This window comes from Paraliomyxa miuraensis (assembly GCF_026337845.1).
In the GTDB taxonomy this organism is placed as follows: Bacteria; Myxococcota_A; Polyangia; order Nannocystales; family Nannocystaceae; genus Paraliomyxa; species Paraliomyxa miuraensis.
The window spans coordinates 116634-132863 of sequence record NZ_JAOVZF010000143.1; the positions used below are offsets into that span (position 1 = coordinate 116634).

General features: G+C 71.9%; 15 protein-coding genes. 4 read left to right on the forward strand and 11 right to left on the reverse strand.

Annotated elements, in window-relative coordinates; all coding sequences use genetic code 11:
• Nucleotides 1-14 precede the first annotated feature (14 nt).
• The gene (locus tag OEB96_RS10535) at nt 15-326 is read left to right on the forward strand and encodes a hypothetical protein (RefSeq protein ID WP_266215411.1); all 312 of its coding nucleotides are present in this window, start codon (nt 15-17) and stop codon (nt 324-326) included.
• Nucleotides 327-342: 16 nt separating this feature from the next.
• Here the strand turns inward: OEB96_RS10535 and OEB96_RS10540 are convergent, their stop codons facing one another.
• Nucleotides 343-1422, reverse strand: a complete 1080-nt coding sequence (locus tag OEB96_RS10540; RefSeq protein WP_266215412.1) for an OPT/YSL family transporter — start codon at nt 1420-1422, stop codon at nt 343-345.
• Here OEB96_RS10540 and OEB96_RS10545 point away from each other — a divergent pair.
• Together OEB96_RS10545 and OEB96_RS10550 are read left to right on the forward strand one after the other, a co-directional pair.
• On the forward strand, nt 1421-2014 hold the full coding sequence (locus OEB96_RS10545; RefSeq protein ID WP_266215413.1) for a hypothetical protein: 594 nt from the start codon (nt 1421-1423) through the stop codon (nt 2012-2014). The two genes, OEB96_RS10540 and OEB96_RS10545, sit on opposite strands and share 2 nt — an antisense overlap.
• Nucleotides 2015-2058: 44 nt before the next feature.
• On the forward strand, nt 2059-2556 hold the full coding sequence (locus OEB96_RS10550) for a hypothetical protein (protein WP_266215414.1): 498 nt from the start codon (nt 2059-2061) through the stop codon (nt 2554-2556).
• Between the two features lie 9 nt (nt 2557-2565).
• Here the strand turns inward: OEB96_RS10550 and OEB96_RS10555 are convergent, their stop codons facing one another.
• Nucleotides 2566-3366 (reverse strand): hypothetical protein, encoded by an 801-nt coding sequence (locus OEB96_RS10555; protein WP_266215415.1) that lies wholly within the window; start codon nt 3364-3366, stop codon nt 2566-2568.
• 85 nt (nt 3367-3451) lie between these two features.
• On the opposite strand from OEB96_RS10555, the gene OEB96_RS10560 reads away from it, so the two are divergent.
• Entirely contained in the window at nt 3452-4762 is a 1311-nt protein-coding gene (locus OEB96_RS10560; protein ID WP_266215416.1) for an NAD(P)/FAD-dependent oxidoreductase, read from the forward strand.
• Nucleotides 4763-4788: 26 nt separating this feature from the next.
• Here OEB96_RS10560 and OEB96_RS10565 read toward each other — a convergent pair whose 3' ends face one another.
• From OEB96_RS10565 to OEB96_RS10605, 9 genes are all read right to left on the reverse strand, one after another.
• On the reverse strand, nt 4789-6588 hold the full coding sequence (locus tag OEB96_RS10565) for a DNA methyltransferase (RefSeq protein WP_266215417.1): 1800 nt from the start codon (nt 6586-6588) through the stop codon (nt 4789-4791).
• The gene (locus OEB96_RS10570) at nt 6585-6938 is read right to left on the reverse strand and encodes a c-type cytochrome (RefSeq protein ID WP_266215418.1); all 354 of its coding nucleotides are present in this window, start codon (nt 6936-6938) and stop codon (nt 6585-6587) included. The genes OEB96_RS10565 and OEB96_RS10570 overlap by 4 nt, the downstream gene beginning before the upstream one ends.
• A 70-nt stretch (nt 6939-7008) precedes the next feature.
• On the reverse strand, nt 7009-7947 hold the full coding sequence (locus tag OEB96_RS10575; RefSeq protein ID WP_266215419.1) for a hypothetical protein: 939 nt from the start codon (nt 7945-7947) through the stop codon (nt 7009-7011).
• Between the two features lie 133 nt (nt 7948-8080).
• Nucleotides 8081-9361, reverse strand: a complete 1281-nt coding sequence (locus tag OEB96_RS10580; RefSeq protein ID WP_266215420.1) for a ribonuclease H-like domain-containing protein — start codon at nt 9359-9361, stop codon at nt 8081-8083.
• Nucleotides 9358-11742 carry a DEAD/DEAH box helicase gene (locus tag OEB96_RS10585; RefSeq protein WP_266215421.1) on the reverse strand — a complete coding sequence of 795 codons (2385 nt, stop codon included), beginning with the start codon at nt 11740-11742 and terminating at the stop codon, nt 9358-9360. The genes OEB96_RS10580 and OEB96_RS10585 overlap by 4 nt, the downstream gene beginning before the upstream one ends.
• A gap of 498 nt (nt 11743-12240) precedes the next feature.
• Nucleotides 12241-13314, reverse strand: coding sequence for an RluA family pseudouridine synthase (locus OEB96_RS10590; protein ID WP_266215422.1), 1074 nt, complete (start codon nt 13312-13314; stop codon nt 12241-12243).
• A complete protein-coding gene (locus tag OEB96_RS10595) occupies nt 13311-14342 on the reverse strand; it encodes a synaptic vesicle VAT-1 family membrane protein (protein WP_266215423.1) in 1032 nt (343 codons plus the stop codon). The genes OEB96_RS10590 and OEB96_RS10595 overlap by 4 nt, the downstream gene beginning before the upstream one ends.
• A gap of 53 nt (nt 14343-14395) precedes the next feature.
• A complete protein-coding gene (locus tag OEB96_RS10600) occupies nt 14396-15193 on the reverse strand; it encodes a hypothetical protein (protein ID WP_266215424.1) in 798 nt (265 codons plus the stop codon).
• A 301-nt stretch (nt 15194-15494) separates the two neighbouring features.
• Nucleotides 15495-16058, reverse strand: a complete 564-nt coding sequence (locus OEB96_RS10605) for a hypothetical protein (RefSeq protein ID WP_266215425.1) — start codon at nt 16056-16058, stop codon at nt 15495-15497.
• Between the last annotated feature and the right edge of the window lie 172 nt (nt 16059-16230).

Here is a 16230-nt window from a genome sequence, read left to right on the forward strand (position 1 = left end):
ATGATGGCGCCCGCATGCGACCTCTCGTCGTGTCGATCGTGCTGCTGCTCGCCAGCGGCTGTCCCGAGCCCGAGCCCGGACCCAGCGGCCCCGAGCGCTGCGAGGACTGCGAGCAGCACGAGTCGTGCCCGGACTTCCAGCCGAGCGAGAACCCGCTCGAGCCATGCGACGAGATGGACGCCACCTGCTACTACTGCGGCCCGGTCATGCGGAGGTTCGCCTGCCAGCCCAACGGCGCCGGAGAGCTGCGCTGGCAGGACGCAGGTGCGGCCGACATGTGCCCGCCGCCGCCCGAGCCCATGACGGGCACCGCCGGGTCGGGCTGAGGCCCTCCCCGCGCCGCTATCCCATCCCGCGCAGCACCGCCGCCATCGCCACCCCGACGCCCGCGAGCGCCTCGCCCACGATGAAGCCGGCGGCGAGCGGAATCCCCACCCCGTCGACCCAGGCTCGACCGAGCTTGGCCTCCGCCCCCATCCGCACGAAGTTGCCGATGGTGTAGGTGAGCACGATGTCGAACGGCATGTAGAAGCCGAGCCCGATGAGCACGCCGATGCCTCCGAGCCCCGAACCCGCCATCAGCAGGCCCAGCCCCGCCCCGGCGGCGTAGCGAAACGCCGGCACGTCGCCGCCGAGGATCCCCTCGATCACCCCGGCCAGCGCGGTGGCCTGCGGCGCGGGCAGGCGCTGGCTCCCCAGCGTGTAGGCGTCGTGCAGCACGTAGATGAGCGTCACCACGATGATGGGCCCCAACCACGTGGCCAGCAGCTGGCCGATCTGCTGCCGCCGCGGGCTCGCGCCCACCAGGTAGCCCGACTTGAGGTCGAGCAGGTGCACCGTGCACGACACCGCCGCGCCCAGCAGCAAGAGGCCCGCCTTGCGGATCCCCGAGCGCGACGACTTGAGGATCGTGGCCACCGCGATGCCACCGGGATACGCCAGGCGGTTGAAGTCGATCATCTGCTTGCGCAGCGGGATCACGAACGCCAGGCCCAGCACGCCGCCCGTGATGCAGGCGAGCACCATCAGCACCGGCGAGAACCCGCTGACCCCCGGGAAGTGGCCGTCGAGGATGAACAGCGCGGGAACCGAGAACATCATCCCCGCCGAGGCCCCGTTGACGGCCGAGGCGATGGTCTGGTTGATGTTGTTCTCGACGATGCTCGTGCGCCGAAGCACGCCCCGCAAGATGCCCCAGCCGAGGATCGCGGCGAGCTCCGAGCCCTCGATGGAGAACCCCAGGATGAGCGACGCATAGCCCATCGACACGCAGATGACCGTCCCCAGCAGATAGCCCACCAGCAGCGCGGTGAGCGTGAGCTCGGGATAGGGTCCGCGATGGACGGGTCGAGGGTCGGAGCGCTGCGCCATCGTCCCGAGCATCCCACGGACGGCGACGGCCTGGTATCGTGTGCGGGTCATGAGGGCAGCGCCGTGGGCAGCAGGCATCGTTCTCGGGCTCGCGTCGTCATGCGGGGTCCCTCCGGGTGAGATCGGCGGCTCGAGCCACGGCGACGGCGACTCGTCGTCCACCGCGAGCGCGGGCACGACCGCGACCTCGCAGGGCAACGGCACGGGACCCGTGGCCGACGGCAGCGGTGATGCCACGCAGGGCAGCCAAGGGACGAGCAGTGCCGATGGTGGCACCACCCAGGGCGTCGATCCCACCGCGGGGAGCTCGAGCAGCAGCGACGCTTCGAGTGGCACCGACGAGGGCACGACGGTCGGGGTCGGCGACAGCGGCGGCACCACCGACACCGGCGAGTCCACGGGCCCGGCCCCGAGCTGCGACGAGCTCTACGGCACGGCCCCGGGCTACGAGCTGTGCATGGAGACCGAGGACGAGTGCCACTTCAACGCCGACACCGCCGGCGGCAACTGCTTCGACATGTGCGCCTCGCTCGGCGGCACCTGCCTCGACGCCTTCGACAACAGCACCGCGTGCGTGATCCTCTCGTTCGGCGACGACTGCTTCACCAACCGCACCAACGAGATCTGCGTGTGCAACCGGTGATGGCGAGCCCCTCCGCGCAGCTCTGCTAGCCTGACCTCGCCCGGATGTCCGACGCCCCGCCCGCCCTCGATCCGAACACCCTCGAGCGCCTGCGCCGAGGCGTGCCGCTGCGGATGACCGCGCGCGGCGAGCTGCTGTTCGACGAGGGGCCCATCACCCACCCCCGGGTGCGTCAGGCGCTGCGCGAGGGCCTCGACGTCAGCGACGGTGGCGAGCCCATCGTGCGGCTCGGCGCCCAGTGGTGCTACCTGACGATCGAGGACTGCCCGCTGCGAGCCACCGCCGTCCGCCGCGACGGCGATGCGCTGCGCATGCGCCTCGACGACGGCCGCGAGCTGCCGCTGCCGCCGCAGTCGCTGCTCGACGAGCCGGGGCGAGGGCTGCGATCGCAGGCGCCCTCGCGAGGCTCCGGCCGAGCGCTCGCCGTGCGCTTCACCAACCAGGCGCAGATGGACCTCGCCCCGTGGCTCGAGGACGCGGGCGACGACCGCACCGCGCTCGTGCTGGGCGACCGGCGCTTGGTGATCCCGCGCAGCACGTAGCACGACGCGCTAGAAGACCCCCCCGATGTGGAACCCGAACAGCGCTTGGTGGGTGGGCGCGACCTGGTTGACGGTCTCCACCCGGCAGCTCTCGCTGCTCCCACGCTGGCTGCAGACTCGGCGCTGGGTGTTGAAGACGAAGTCGATCTCGGCGCCCACGAACATCGTGGGACCCACCCAGAAGTCGATGGTGGGACCCAGCAGCATCGAGAACCCCTGCGAGTAGTCGCGGTCGCGGCTGTGCTCGTAGTAGAAGGCCTGTCGACCGTAGCCGGGCGCGAACGTGAAGCCGAGGTCGAGCCTCCAGATCGGCAGGATGGGGCGGACGAACGCGGCAACCGTGTGCTGGGCGGCGACCGAGTAGCCCGCATCCGGACCCTCGTAGCGGGGCGTGAACATCCCCATCCGGTAGAGCCCGCCCCACAGCAGCCACGGCGCCGCTCGATGCCCGAGCGTGACCCCGAGCCCGAACGACGGCGCCGTGTAGCCGTTGAAGAACTGGTCTTCGTAGCGGCACGGCGCGCGACCAGGGATGCAGCCGGCGCCGCCGATCATCCCCTCGAGCTCCACCCCCTTGGGTCGATTGCCATCTCCGTCGGCCCCGCCGACCGCCGCCTGGGCCTCGTTCGGCGACATCGCCAACGCCAGCGCCGCCGCGCCGGCCATGATCGTGAGCGTTCGATTCATCGTGTGCATGCCGAGGATGGAGTGCACCCGCCGTGCCACCGTCGGGGAACCCACGAGGCGGCCCGAAGGCGACGCCAGCAGCGGCTCGAGGATGCCCCGGGTGCCGCGCCGCGCCACCGCCATCACAGACGTCCTCGACCCCCGCGCGCCATCGATGCGGACCAATTCGGACCTCCCGATTTCCATTCGAACGTCTCGCGTTCTTCGTATGCTCGGCCCGTCGGCAGTGGAGCAGGATGTCCTCGTCTTGGGAGCCGGGCTCGGCGGGCTGTGTGCGGCCCTGGCCCTCGCTCGTCGTGGCTTCAGCGTCACGATCGTCGATCAGCAGGCACCACCCTGGCCCCGGGTGGGCGAGTCGTTCGACTGGGAGACCCCGCGCCTGCTCGAGCACTTCGGCCTGGATCTCGAGTCGCTCTACGCGAGGCGCTGGCTGACCCGCAAGCCCGGCGTGGTGCTGTGGTCCAACAGCACGCGCGCCGACCACACGACCACCCTCTCGCCCTCGCCCCTGCTGATGCGCGCGCTCGGCCGCGCAACCGTCTCGTACCACGGTGATCGCAGCCGCATCGACGAGTTCATCCTGGCCCGCGCGCAGGAGGCAGGCTGTCGGTTCATCGAGGATCGCGTTCGCAAGGTCGAGCTGCGGGGCGACCGGGTCGAGGGGGTCGAGACCCAGACCCACGGTCGGCTGAACGCCCGCTACCACATCGACGCGAGCGGGCGCGCGCGGCTCGTCGGCCGCGCGGCGGGAGCACGGGCACGCCCCTGCGGACCGAAGATGATCAACATCCGGCGCCGGCATCGACACGACTACGACGGCAGGGGGACTCGGCTCTACCTCCTCCATCACGAGGGACGGCTCGTGTGGGCATGGAACATCCACGTCGACGAGCGAACCACCGACATCGGCGTGGTGATCCCCGCGTCGTACCTGCGCGAGACCTCCGCCGATCATCGACCACGAGCCCGCCCCGAGGACGTCTACGCCGAGATCTTGTCGAAGATCGAGCCGCTCTCCGGCTTCCTCGCCAGCCACGCTCCCGAGGGCCCGCTCCACGTGTGCAGCTTTCGCAACGACGTCGTCGAGCGGATCGCGGGGCCGAACTGGCTCTCGGTCGGCGAGGCCGCGTTCGTGCTCGACCCCATCTCCTCGGGTGGCGTGACCGCGGCGCTCCGTTCCGGCCGCTTTGCGTCGATCCTGATCGGGGACGCGCTCGAGCGAGGCACACCAGCGCTCACCGAGCGGGAGCAACGCGACTATCAGCAGCGACTGAGCCAGCAGGTCGAGTTCGTCAATGCCACCGTGCGGGATCTGTTCGACTACCACCTGCTATGGAACGAGGTGGGGCTTGCGTTCTACATCCGCATCCTCGTGTACCCGCAGTTCTACATGAACTGGCAGAACTCCGTCCTGCCGCTGCGCATGCGCGGGGGCGCACGGCTGCTGCGAGTGCTTCAGCGGCAGCTTCGCTTCGTGACGGCCTCGACGGTGCGCGCCCTCGATCTCATCCATCGCTGAGCACGCGCCCTCGGGACGGCTCCGGCCTACGCCATGGGCTCGGCCTGCGCGAGACCGGGCTCGGCGCCCGCCTCGGCATGGGCTTGGTCCACCCCCCACCCGCGGCGGCCTCGCACCACGCGGATGCGCAGCCGGTGCTCGCGGTGCAGCGCATCCTCGACGCGCACCACCACCGTGGCCGTGCGTCCAGAGCACACGTGTGCCGAGCTACGGGTCGGCAGCGTGCGCTCGCGGTCGAAGCGGCCGAGCACCTCGTCCACCCGAGCAGAGCCGTCGTCGTTCCACGTCACCGCCCAGCGCTCGACCAGCTCGAGCGGGCCCGGCGGGGGCTCCCGCAGCGCCAGGGGCAGCAGCGCCGGGGTCGGGTAGGCCAGGCTCAGCAGCTCGATCCGAAGCGGCCCGGCGGGCAGCCCCGAAAGTCGCACCAGCACCCGTGCTCGCTCGGCGATGGCCCCCTCGGCCGGCGAGGGCGACCCCTCGTGCAGCAGCACCCGCGGCAGCACGAGCTCGACCGGTGCGGGACGCGAGCTCTTGCGCCGACCCGGCGCCACCGACTCGCCCAGCGTCGCCGACTCGCCCCGCGAGCCGGCGTCGACCGCCACGACGCAACCAACGGGCACCGACCACCGCCATGCGGCCACCGCCTCGGCCGCGACGCGCCGGCCAGCCCGTGCCGCTCCACGCTCCTCCACCTGCGTCTCCATGCGCAGCCGGTCCAGCGCGCGGCCGGTCAGCGCCTGCCAGCCCTCGCGCACCCGTGCCTCCACGATCGCGCGCGGAGGCTCGTCGTGCCCCACCTGCAGCACTTCGAACCCCCGCGGGCCCGTCGAGCCCAGCAGCCGCCCCGTGGTGATGTGGATCGCCGAGCGACCCACGTCGCACCCGATCCAGCGCCGCCCCAGCGCCTCGGCCACCGCCATCGTGGTGCCCGAGCCGCAGAACAGATCGGCCACCAGGTCGCCCGGGTTGCTCGAAGCCTCCACGATCCGCCGCAGCACGCTCTCGTTCTTCTGCGTGGCATAGCCGGTCTTCTCGGTGGAGAAGCTCTTGATCTGGATCGAGTCGAGCGAGTCCCGCCCCCGCAGCGACAGCTCGGCCTCGCCCGCGTTCCACACGTCATCGAGCGGCACTCCGCGCCCGCGCGGCAACGATCCATCGCGTCGGCGGTACCCCGGCGGGTGCGGCAGGTGGGACTTGTTGAAGGTGAAGCGCTTGGGATCCTTGACGTAGAAGAACAACAGATCGTGATTGCGGATCCAGTTGCGGGCCTTGGTCTTGAACCCCGACACCCAGCCGATCCTCCACACGATCTCCCGCTGGAAGCACCCGGGCCCGAACACCTCGTCGAGCAGCAGCTTGATCGCGTGCCCCACCGTGGGATCCACGTGCACGTAGAGGCTCCCGTGCGGTGCGAGCAGCTCGTGCACCAGCCGCAGCCGCGGATCGAGCATGGCGACCAGCCCCGCCGGACCCCCGGGCCATGCATCGGCGTAGGCCGGCTGCCGGAGCAGCCGCCCGCCCGTCTCGCCCACCGGCGTGATCACCTCGAATCGGCCGCCCGTCGCAAACGGAGGATCGACGTAGACCAGATCCACCGTACCTCGGTGCTCGCGCACCAGCGCATCGAGGGCACGCAGGTTGTCGCCTTCCACCAGGCGATTGCGCCAGCGATCGGGGCCGCCCTCCGCCTCGTCGCTCGCCCCGTAGGCCGCCCATCGTCGCAGCGTGGCCCCGGGCCGTGGCACGGGGACACGCCGTCCCTGCGCGTCGTACTTGCCGGGCCACCGGAGCTCGAGCCCGGGCAGCCCCTTGCCATCGTCGCTCATGGAGCCGGAGGGGGTGCCTCCGCGGCTTGCCCCGGAAGGCTGCGAACGTGGGCCACCAGCACCTGCAAGGTGGCGTCGGTGAAGCGATCGCCAAACCCCGGCATCTGCCCTCGTCCCGCCCGGATCACGCCCTTGATGCCCTCGTCGCTCAGCCGCTCCACGAACGCGGCATCGGCCAGGCTCGAGGCCGTCGGCGCGTCCTTGGTGGGAATGCCCGCCTCGCCGTGACAGCGCGCGCAGTACTGCTCGTAGAGCTGCTTGCCGGAGATCGGGCGCTCGGGCCCCGCGGGCTGGGTGCACCCCCCCGCGAGCCAGAGCGCGAGCAAGGCGACGGCACGGCGGCTGCACATGCCCCAACGTCTAGCAGCCCCGGGTCGTCGCCGTCGAGGCCGTACCCAAACGCGGTGCCCAGCGCGGAAATCAGCGAGGCCGAAGATCGAGCGCGCCGCCCATGAGTCCGGGCTCGCTCAGGGGCGGAGCGGCAGCGCCTCCCCGTCCCGTGGCCCCTCCGGTAGAAGACGGCGGAGCATCGGGCACCAGGACCTTGGGCGACTGCGTCGGGGGTGCGGGCGCGGGCTCGGGGGTGGCTTCGGCCGGGGGAGGCTCGGGCGTGGGCGCCTCGGGCGAGGGCGCGGCCAGTTCGAGCTCGGGCTCGGGCTCGGGCTCGGGCGCGGGGCCGGGCTCCTCGGGCGCTCCGTCGACCACACCACGCTCACGCTCGTCGAGCACGACGTAGCCATGCTCGTCGACGATGGTTCCGGCGGGCGGGATGTACTCTCCCGTCGGCGTGCTCAGGCCGAGCCGCACCGCCAGGCTGTCGTTGTAGACGTCGACCGCCTTCTCGTAGCCCTTGCGGGTCTTGCCGTAGAACACGCCCGCCGTGATGCCAAAGCCCACGGTGGCCAGGCCCCCGCCCAGCAGCACGGCGCCGGTGCCATTGATCTGCTGGAGATCGAGCCCCTCACGGGCCGAGGCCGCGGTACCGGCCACGGTGAGGATGCCGGCCACCACCGTCAGCGCCGTGAACACCCGGGAGATCCGAAGGTTGCGGGTGGGCAGCGCCGCCGAGGCGCTCGCGTCCGACCGCAGGATCGCATCGAGCGATTGCCAGCTTCGCTTGGTCGCCAGCTCGCTGGTCCCCTTGGTGTACCGCATGCCCTGCGGCTCTTCGTGGCGGTAGATCGCGTTGTCGGCGTAGGCCTGCTCTCGCTGCTGGCGATCGGACGAGGTCTCGAGCTCCTCGAAGTCGGTGGGCCGTAGCTGTGGCGACAGCGAGGTGCAGCCGCCCGCCACCGTCCCCATCGTCATGGCCGAGAGCAGGGCGCAGACCTGCGCGAGTCTGAGTGGGCGGCGGTTCACCGGCTTGGACCGTACCACGATCGCAGCTCCATTGGTCTTGGCGGCTCTTCGGGAGCGTCGCCCGGCGGGCGCCGCAGGTCATCCCGGCCCCGAGGGCCTCGATGGACGCTCCAACGGCGCCGCCCCCCGGGCCTTACACGGCCAGCTCGTCGAGCAGCGGCCCCAGCCCGAGCCCCGTGCTCCCCCCGGCCTTCTTGCGCAGTCGGGCCAGGCGGCGCTCACAGGGCGTGACCGACGCCAACGCCACCACCAGGGCGGCATCGGGGCGTCGCGCCTGGTGCTCGAGGTGCTTGGCCAGGGCGTCGTGAGCCACCGGGTCGCCCGGCGCCATGCGGCACACCTGGGCCCAGCGCCGAGCCGCGTCCCGTGGCCGACCGCGGCGGCGCTCGATCTCGGCCGCCAGCAGCCCGGCCTCGACCAGCGGCGACGACCCCCGCGCGGTCCCCCTCTCCAACCCCTCCAAGAGCGGAGCCAGCACCGTCAGCGCTCGCTCGGCACGATCGAGCCGGTCGTGGTGCCGCGCGGCTCGCAGGCGCTCGATGGCATCCTGCGGCTGCAGCAGCCGGGTGTGCATGGCCTCGGCCAGCGCCGCGAGGCTCAGCACGTCGATGCGGTTGTGCCGCTCGACTCGAGCCAAATCTGCGGCCGCATCGGGGTCGGGCGCCTCGAGCCAACGCCACAGCAGCTCCACCACCTCGGCCCCGCTCACGTCCCCCTCCCGGGGCAGTCGCAAGTGCCGTAGCTCGAGCGTACCCAGGCGGCAATCGGGCCCACGATCGCGCCACAGGCGACGCGCCGGAGGCAGCAGGTCGACGTGGGGCGCTCGCAGCGGATCCTCGGTGGGCGGGTAGATGCCATGCCGCACCAGTCGCCGACGCAGCAGCGGGAGATCGAAGCTTCCTCCGTTGAAGGTCACGAACGCGGTACGCCCGGTCATGCGCGCGCGCAGGGTCGCATCGAGATCGGCCAGCATCGCTCCCTCGGCGCCCACGCGATGCAGGCTCCACTGCTCCACCCGCATGCGATCGAGCGCCACGTAGGAGGCCACGCCCACCACACAGGCCACCGTGCCCGCCTGACCCAACAGCCCCGTGGTCTCCAGGTCGAGCATCACCGCCGGATTGCGCGGGTCGAGGCCCTCGGCGGGCATGCGCGCCAGTGTGCTCAGGGCCCGAGCCAGCGCGGGCGCAGTCGGTAGATCCAGCGCATCGAGATCCCCCCCCAGCGCAGCCGGGCGCCCGTCGCGGCGCGCCACCGGCAGCTCGATCGCCTCCCGCACGTAGCCCGCCCTCGGCCCACCGCGGCGCGGCGACGGCCGCACCACCGACGCCTCGGCGACGCCTCGGCGCGGCGTGCCCTCGCGATGGGCGAGGCGACCCGCCAGTCCCATCCCTGGCCCGCTGCCAGGACTCATCGCGGCCCTCCGGCCGTGGCCTCCACGGCCACCTCGCGCAACGCCTCGAGCACCGCGATCACGGCCGGGCGCTCCACGCCGTATTGCTCGGCCGCCTCGCTCGAGGGGCCCATGCAGGTGGGGCAGCCCACCTCGCAGCCGCAGCCGCGCACCACCGCGATCACCCGATCGAAGAGCACCGCCCCCATGGCGAACGCGTGCACGGCCAGCCCCGCCCCGCCCGGATTGCGATCGAGCAGCACCACGTGGGGCACGCCCCCCGCCTCGAGCCGGGCTCGCGCATCGGGCCCGTTCAGCGCGTCCAGAGCCACCCCCCACGCGCCGGGATGCCCGGCCGTCACCGCATGCATGAGATCGCCGACCTCGCACATCAGCAGCATCGCGGCCACGTGCCGCAGGGCATGGGCCGCCGCGAGCGCAGCCCCGGCCCGCTGCACCGGATCGGAGAGCACCGCGGCGGCCCGCGGCGGCAGGCCCCAGAAGGCCGCGGTGGTGTGCCGCTCGAGGTCGGGCAAGGAGACCGGTCCAAAGCCGATGTTCTCGTGGGTGTGCAGGCGGATCTTCTTGAAGCCCGGCACGGTCCGCACCACGTGGGCGTAGCCCGTGCCCGCCCCCCACTCGATCTCGCTCCCCGCGGCGTCGTCCTCTCCCCGCCCGGCATCGACCACGCGCACCCGCAGCTTGCTGACCGCGACCGTGGTGTAGTTGGCCCGCACGGGCCGAACGGAAGCCTTGCGACCGTCCCAGTCGAGCGCGCGCACCTCGTAGGGACGCCCCTCGATCGGGTAGATCGCGCCGGGGTGCAGGTAGAGCGGCGCATCCTCGAAGTCGACCTGGGCCAGGACCTCGCCGTCGGGGTCGAGCACGCTGAAGTTCTCCTCGAGCACGCCCCGCAGGCTGACCTGCTCGGCCACCGAGTCGCCGCCCAGCACCACGTAGCGGCCGCTGCCTTCGAGGCCACCTTCGAGACCGGGCTCGTAGGCAAGCCCCCCACGCTCCTCGAGGTACCGCAGCGCCAGGGCCGTGTCGTCGCGCGACAGGCCCGGCAGCACCTCGTCCTCGCCGATCGGCAGCTCCTGCGCCGCACAGCGCACGTGGGGCAGGAGCACCTCCGGATTGTTGGGATCCACGCGGGCCTGCTCGACCGTGCGATCGAGCAAGAACTCGGGCGATGCCGCCACGAACTGATCCAGCGGCGAGGACGACAGCACCAGCACCGCCAGCGACGGCTGGCCCCGCCGCCCCGCTCGACCCACCCGCTGCCACGATGCCGCCCGCGTGCCGGGATAGCCCGCCAGCACCACCGCATCCATGCCCCCGATGTCCACCCCGAGCTCGAGCGCATTGGTGGAGGCGACCACGCGAGCCTCGCCCTCGCGCAGGGCCTTCTCGATCTCGCGCCGACGATCGGGCAGATAGCCGCCGCGATAGCCCCGAATGGCCGTATCGGCGGCGGCCGCCGCCTGGCTCGCCAGCCCTGGCCCCCGCCCCGCCCGGTCGCTCGCCTCGTCGTCTCGCAGGTAGCGGGTCAGCAACTCCACCGCACGACGCGTGCGGCAGAACGCCAGGGTCGCCACCCGAGCCCGGCGCAGGATGGAGGTGATCTCCCGCGTGACCTTGATGTAGTCGCGCCGCACCCCGGTCACGTCGTCGACCACCCTCGGGTTCAGCACGAAGAAGGTGCGCGGGCCCGCCGGCGAGGCATCGTGGTCGATGACCTCCACGCCCCCTCGTCCCTCGCTGCGCTCCGTGGTCCATGGGCACAGCGCCTCCGCCAGCGCCCCCGGCTCGGCAATGGTGGCCGAGCACGCGATCACCTGGGGTCTGGCCCCGTAGTGACGGCACAGCCGCCAAAGCCGCCGCAGCACGTTGCCCACGTGGCTGCCGAACAGGCCGCGGTAGGTGTGCAGCTCGTCGAGCACCAGATAGCGAAGGCCCGCCAGCACGCGACCCCACGCGTCGTGATGGGGCAGCATCCCGCGGTGCAGCATGTCGGGATTGGTCGCGATGGCATGGGCCCGGGCGCGAGCGGCTCGGCGCTCGGCCGGTGGCGTATCGCCGTCGTAGGTCGCCACGCCGACCAGTCCCGGCCCCATCCCGTCGGCGCGCCCCGAAGCGCCTTCGGGCCCGAGCAGTCCCGTGAGCTGTCGCATCGACTCGACCTGATCGCGTGCGAGCGCCTTGGTCGGGAACACCATGAGCGCTCGCGCATGGGGGTCGCGGAGCACCGCCTGCACGAGCGGCACCTGGAAGCAGAGCGACTTGCCCGAGGCGGTCGAGGTCGCGAGCACCACGTTGCGGCCCGCCTCGAGGGCCTGCAGCGCACGTGCCTGGTGCTCGTAGGGCGCTGCGATCCCCCGCCGACGCAACGCGTCCAGCAAGCGTGGATCGAGCGAGCTCGGCCAAGCACCGAACGTACCCGCCCTCGCCGGTCGATCGTGACGGCAGACGATGTCGACCGCGGGATGAGAGGAGATCTCCTCGATCGCGGCCTTCAGTGGCGAGCCCCCGATCGCCTCTTCCGTCGGCGAATCCGAGCGATGAACACGAGCTTCTCCCGTGCGGGACAGGGCCTGATGATCTCGACCGTTACCGTTGCCAGCCCCTGAAAGGAGGGTCCGCGCACGGGAGAAGCTTGGATAACGCTCTAACATCGAACGCGATCGGGTGCTCGCACTGAACGCAAGTCGCCTCGTAACACCCGTTCAGGTGCCGCGTCAAGCGGCGTTGCGATCCCGCGTACGATGGTTTGCGCAGACACCGTGCTCGAAGGTCGGGTCCCTTCCTTCGAAGGGTCCACGCATGCGCATGACCCGCAAGGCTGATCCACGAGGGATCGCCTCCATCGATCGGCGGCGATCGGTGCCGATCGGGTGGGCTCAGGAACCGGCCGAGCGGCGCAGTGCCTCGAGCAAGTCCGCGAAATCGGACGGAAGATCGCAGACGAAGCGCAACGGCAGATCTCGTGTCGGGTGCATGAAGCCGAGCTCCATCGCGTGGAGCATCGGTCGACCGCGACCCTCCGCGAAGTCCTGCAATCGAGGGCCTCTTCCTCCATCCCCATGGCGATGGTGGTCGCGATGGTGGTGGCGATCGTAGTCCCGGTCGTAGACCCGCTCGCCCACCAGCGGAGTGCCTTGCTCGCCGAGGTGGATGCGGATCTGATGCTGCCGCCCCGTGCGAAGCGTGCAGGCCACGAGGGTGACGCCCGGGCTCGCTGCGCTCTCGGTCCAGCGCAGGCCCTGCCCCGAGAAGCGCTCGCGCACCGCCACCTCGGTGATGGCCCGCCGGGCCGACGGGGGTCGCGTGCTCTCCCTTCCCTTCCACGTGCCGCGGCGCCCATCCCCGCGATCGAGCACCAACCATGTATCGTGCGTGGCCTCGACCACGCGACCGTACGCCAGCCCCAGATACAGCCGCTCCACCGTGTGCCGACGAAACTGGTCCCCCAGGCCCCGCTCGGCGCGACGCGTACGGGCAAACACCACCACCCCGCTGGTGTCCTTGTCGAGGCGCTGCACCACCCGCAGCGGCGGCAGATGACGCCCGCCCTCGCGCCGCCGCAGCGCCGCGTGGGCCCGGTGCAGCAGCGTATCGCGATCCTCGTCGGCGTAGGGCACCGTGAGCAGCCCGGCCGGCTTGTCGACCACCACCACGTCGGGATCGACGTGTCGCAGGTGGACCTCGGGATCTCGCGGCCGTGCGGCATGGGCTCGCACCTCGATCCGCTCGCCCCGGCGCACCCGTCGAGCCGGATCGGTCAGCGGCTCCCCATGACGCAGTACGCGGCCGCTGCTGCACAGCGAGCGCGCCCGGCTCCATGGCACCCCCAAGAGCACGCGCACCACCGCCGCGATCGTCTGCCCATCCTGCTCGGGGTCGACCACGCAGGCGGCCTCCCCCTCGCGATCGCGTGGGGGGGCATGCGAAGGGTCGCGCGAGTCGTCGCTCATGGCCGCAGCACCAGCTTGCCGATCGTCTGCCCGGTCTCGAGGCGGCGCTGGGCCGCCGCCGCATCGGCCAGCGCGAACACCTCGATGGGCGCGGGTCGTAGCACGCCGTCGTCGGCCCAACCGAGCAGCAGCTCCATCCCGCGGGCGAGCCGATCGGTGTGCTCGAACAGATAGCTCAGGTTGAAGCCCATCACGCTGCGGTTGTGCTGCGTCATCTCCAGCGGATCGAACCGAGGCGTGCGCAGGTAGTGCCACGCCAGGCGCAGCCAGCTCCGCCGCTGCCCCGCGCGCGGCAGCATGGTGGCAAAGCCATACACCACCAGCCGTCCGGTGGGCGCGATGTGCCGGTAGCTCTGCCGCAAGGTGGCCACCCCGTTGGCATCGAAGATCGCATCGTAGCCCTGGGGAGCGAACGCCTCCGCCTGCGCCCACAGGTCCTGCGACGAGCGGTCGATGACCAGGTGGGCCCCCAAAGCTCGCGCCGCCTCGACCTTGTGCGGGCTGCCCACCACCGCCGCCACCTGGCAGCCGAGGTGCCGCCCGAGCTGCACCAGCACACTGCCCACCCCACCCGCGGCCGAGTGCACGAGCACGCGCGCGCCGAGGGCCGGCCGACCCAGCTCGAGCAGGGCATACCACGCCGTCAGCCCCACCGACGGCAGCGCCGCCGCCTCGTCGGCCGAGAAGCCCCTGGGCCGCCGAAACACCTGGTGACGTGGCACCACCACCTCGCTCGCATAGCCGCCAAAGCGGGTGACCGCGAGGACCTCCTGGCCCGGCTCGAGGTCGTCCACACCGTCCCCGCGCTCGGCCACCGTGCCCGCGACCTCGAAGCCCGGCGTGATCGGCCATCCCACGTACTCCTTGGCCGAGGAGTAGAGGCCCATGCGTACGATGCAATCGGCGTAGTTGACCCCGCACGCCTGGGCCGTCACGCGTACGTGGCCGGCGGGCAGGGGCAACGACGGCCGGTCGCGCAGCACCAGCCGGTCGTAGCCGCCGGGTCGATCGATGACGATGGCCTGCATGGGTCGGAAGAGCGCGCGACCATAGCCCAGGTGGGGTCGTGGAGCGATGGGGATCAACGCGATGCGGGCGGCAACGCGGGCGCCGGCCCGGGCGCTCCCTCGATGGCCCGCACGACCTCCCCCACCGCGCGGGTCCGCAGGGTGGCGCCATGCTCGGTCCGCTCGACCTCCACCTCGGTCCCGGCCTCGAGGATCGTCTCGAACAGCTCCAGCACCGTGTCGGGCGAGCCCAGCCCGCGCTCCCGCAAGAACGCCTCGGCCGCTGCGTCGAGCTCGACGGTCCCGTACGTGCCCAGCCGCTGCCGTGGCAGCACCAGGTGGGTGCTCGATGGATCGAGCGCCCGGCCCTCCACCTCCAGCGGAGCCACGCGTTGCTCGATCAGCACCCAGGTGCTCGCCGGTGCCGACCCTCGCCCGTCGTGACGCACGCCCACCTCGTAGGCCATGCACGCGCGACCGCTCAGCGGCGCCGTCAGCGGTTCCCCCCGTACCCGCACCGGTCCGCTCACCGCTTCGCGCACCGGCCCCGTCGGCGGAAGCGCCATCGACCACCGCGAGGGCAACGGCGAGGGCGGAGGACCGGGCCGACGGCGCTGCCAGGCCACCCATGCACCGGCCAGCAGTGCGCTCGAGCCGGCCAGCAGCGCCCCGCCGCCCAAGGTACCCACGAGCAATGCACCCGCGATCACCCCCACCGCACCTCCCCATGCGCCCGCGCGCAGCAGATCGACCGGCCGTAGCCGCGTCCGCACCTCGTGGGCCTCGTGCTGGTGCAGCATCAAGGCCGTGCTCTCGCGGCCGAGATCGATCCACGCCCGCTCGCCGCAGTGAGGGCATGCCTCGTGCCACACGGCGTTCCGATCGCCATCCCGACGATGAGGCTGAACCAGCCCCTCGTCGGGCCAGTGCAGCCGCCCGCACTCGCCACACACCATCGCATGGCCGGGTCGCCTCGATTCCGGACCCCCTGGATCCCGAGGACGCGGAAGGTGCTTGCGGGGCAGCCGACGCCTGGCCCGGCCGGATCCCGGTCCTGGCCCGGCCCGGACCGAGACGCCTCCGCTCCCCGTCACCCGAGCACCTTGCCCCGGGTCGGCCCCGCGGTGCAATCGACGAGCCCCGGTTCGGGCTCGGATCGGCCCTTGGCCGGCCTCAGCGATAGGGATCGGGCCGATGCGACAGCAACGCGACCTCGAAGCCCCTCAGATCCGTCATCGCCTGGCACAGCATCGCGGTCACGCGATCCGGATCGGGTGCCACGGGATAGAGAGTCTCCTCGAACACGTCGTTGGTGCGCTCGAAGACCCCGGGCTGCCGCATCAAGGCTCGCAGCCGCGACACTCCGAGCCCGAGCTGAGCCAAGAGCGCCCGGTCGGCGCCGCCCAGCCGCTCGACCGCCCGCAACCACTCCCACAGCGCACGGCGGGCCTCGACCACCGCCAGATCGAAGTCGTCGCAGCGCTCACGACGGCCCCACGGAGTCTGGCGCAGCGGCGTGTCGAACACGCGATGCAGGGGCGTCTCCAGCACCAGCCGAACCACGCGGGCCTGGATGGCCAGCCGTCCCAGGTCGGGGGTGAGGTGACGAACGTCCAGCGGCAGGTCCACGTGGATCTGCTCGAGCCGCCGTTGCAGCGCCAAGCGCCGGGCGCGGGCTCGTCGGGCCCGGTGGGCGGCCATCGTGATCCCGGTCCCCGAGACCGTCGCGATGATCATCGTCCACAGCTCCACCAAGCCCCCCTTGGGTCATCGTAGCAAGCCGAGGCGGAAGGGCTCGTCCACCTCGACCCTTGGCGTGAATTGAGGGTGCACGCGCCGAGATCGCGTCCTCGCGCGTCCTCTCATCGTGGGCGACAGCCCCCAACCCTCCCAGTCTCCAATTTGGTTC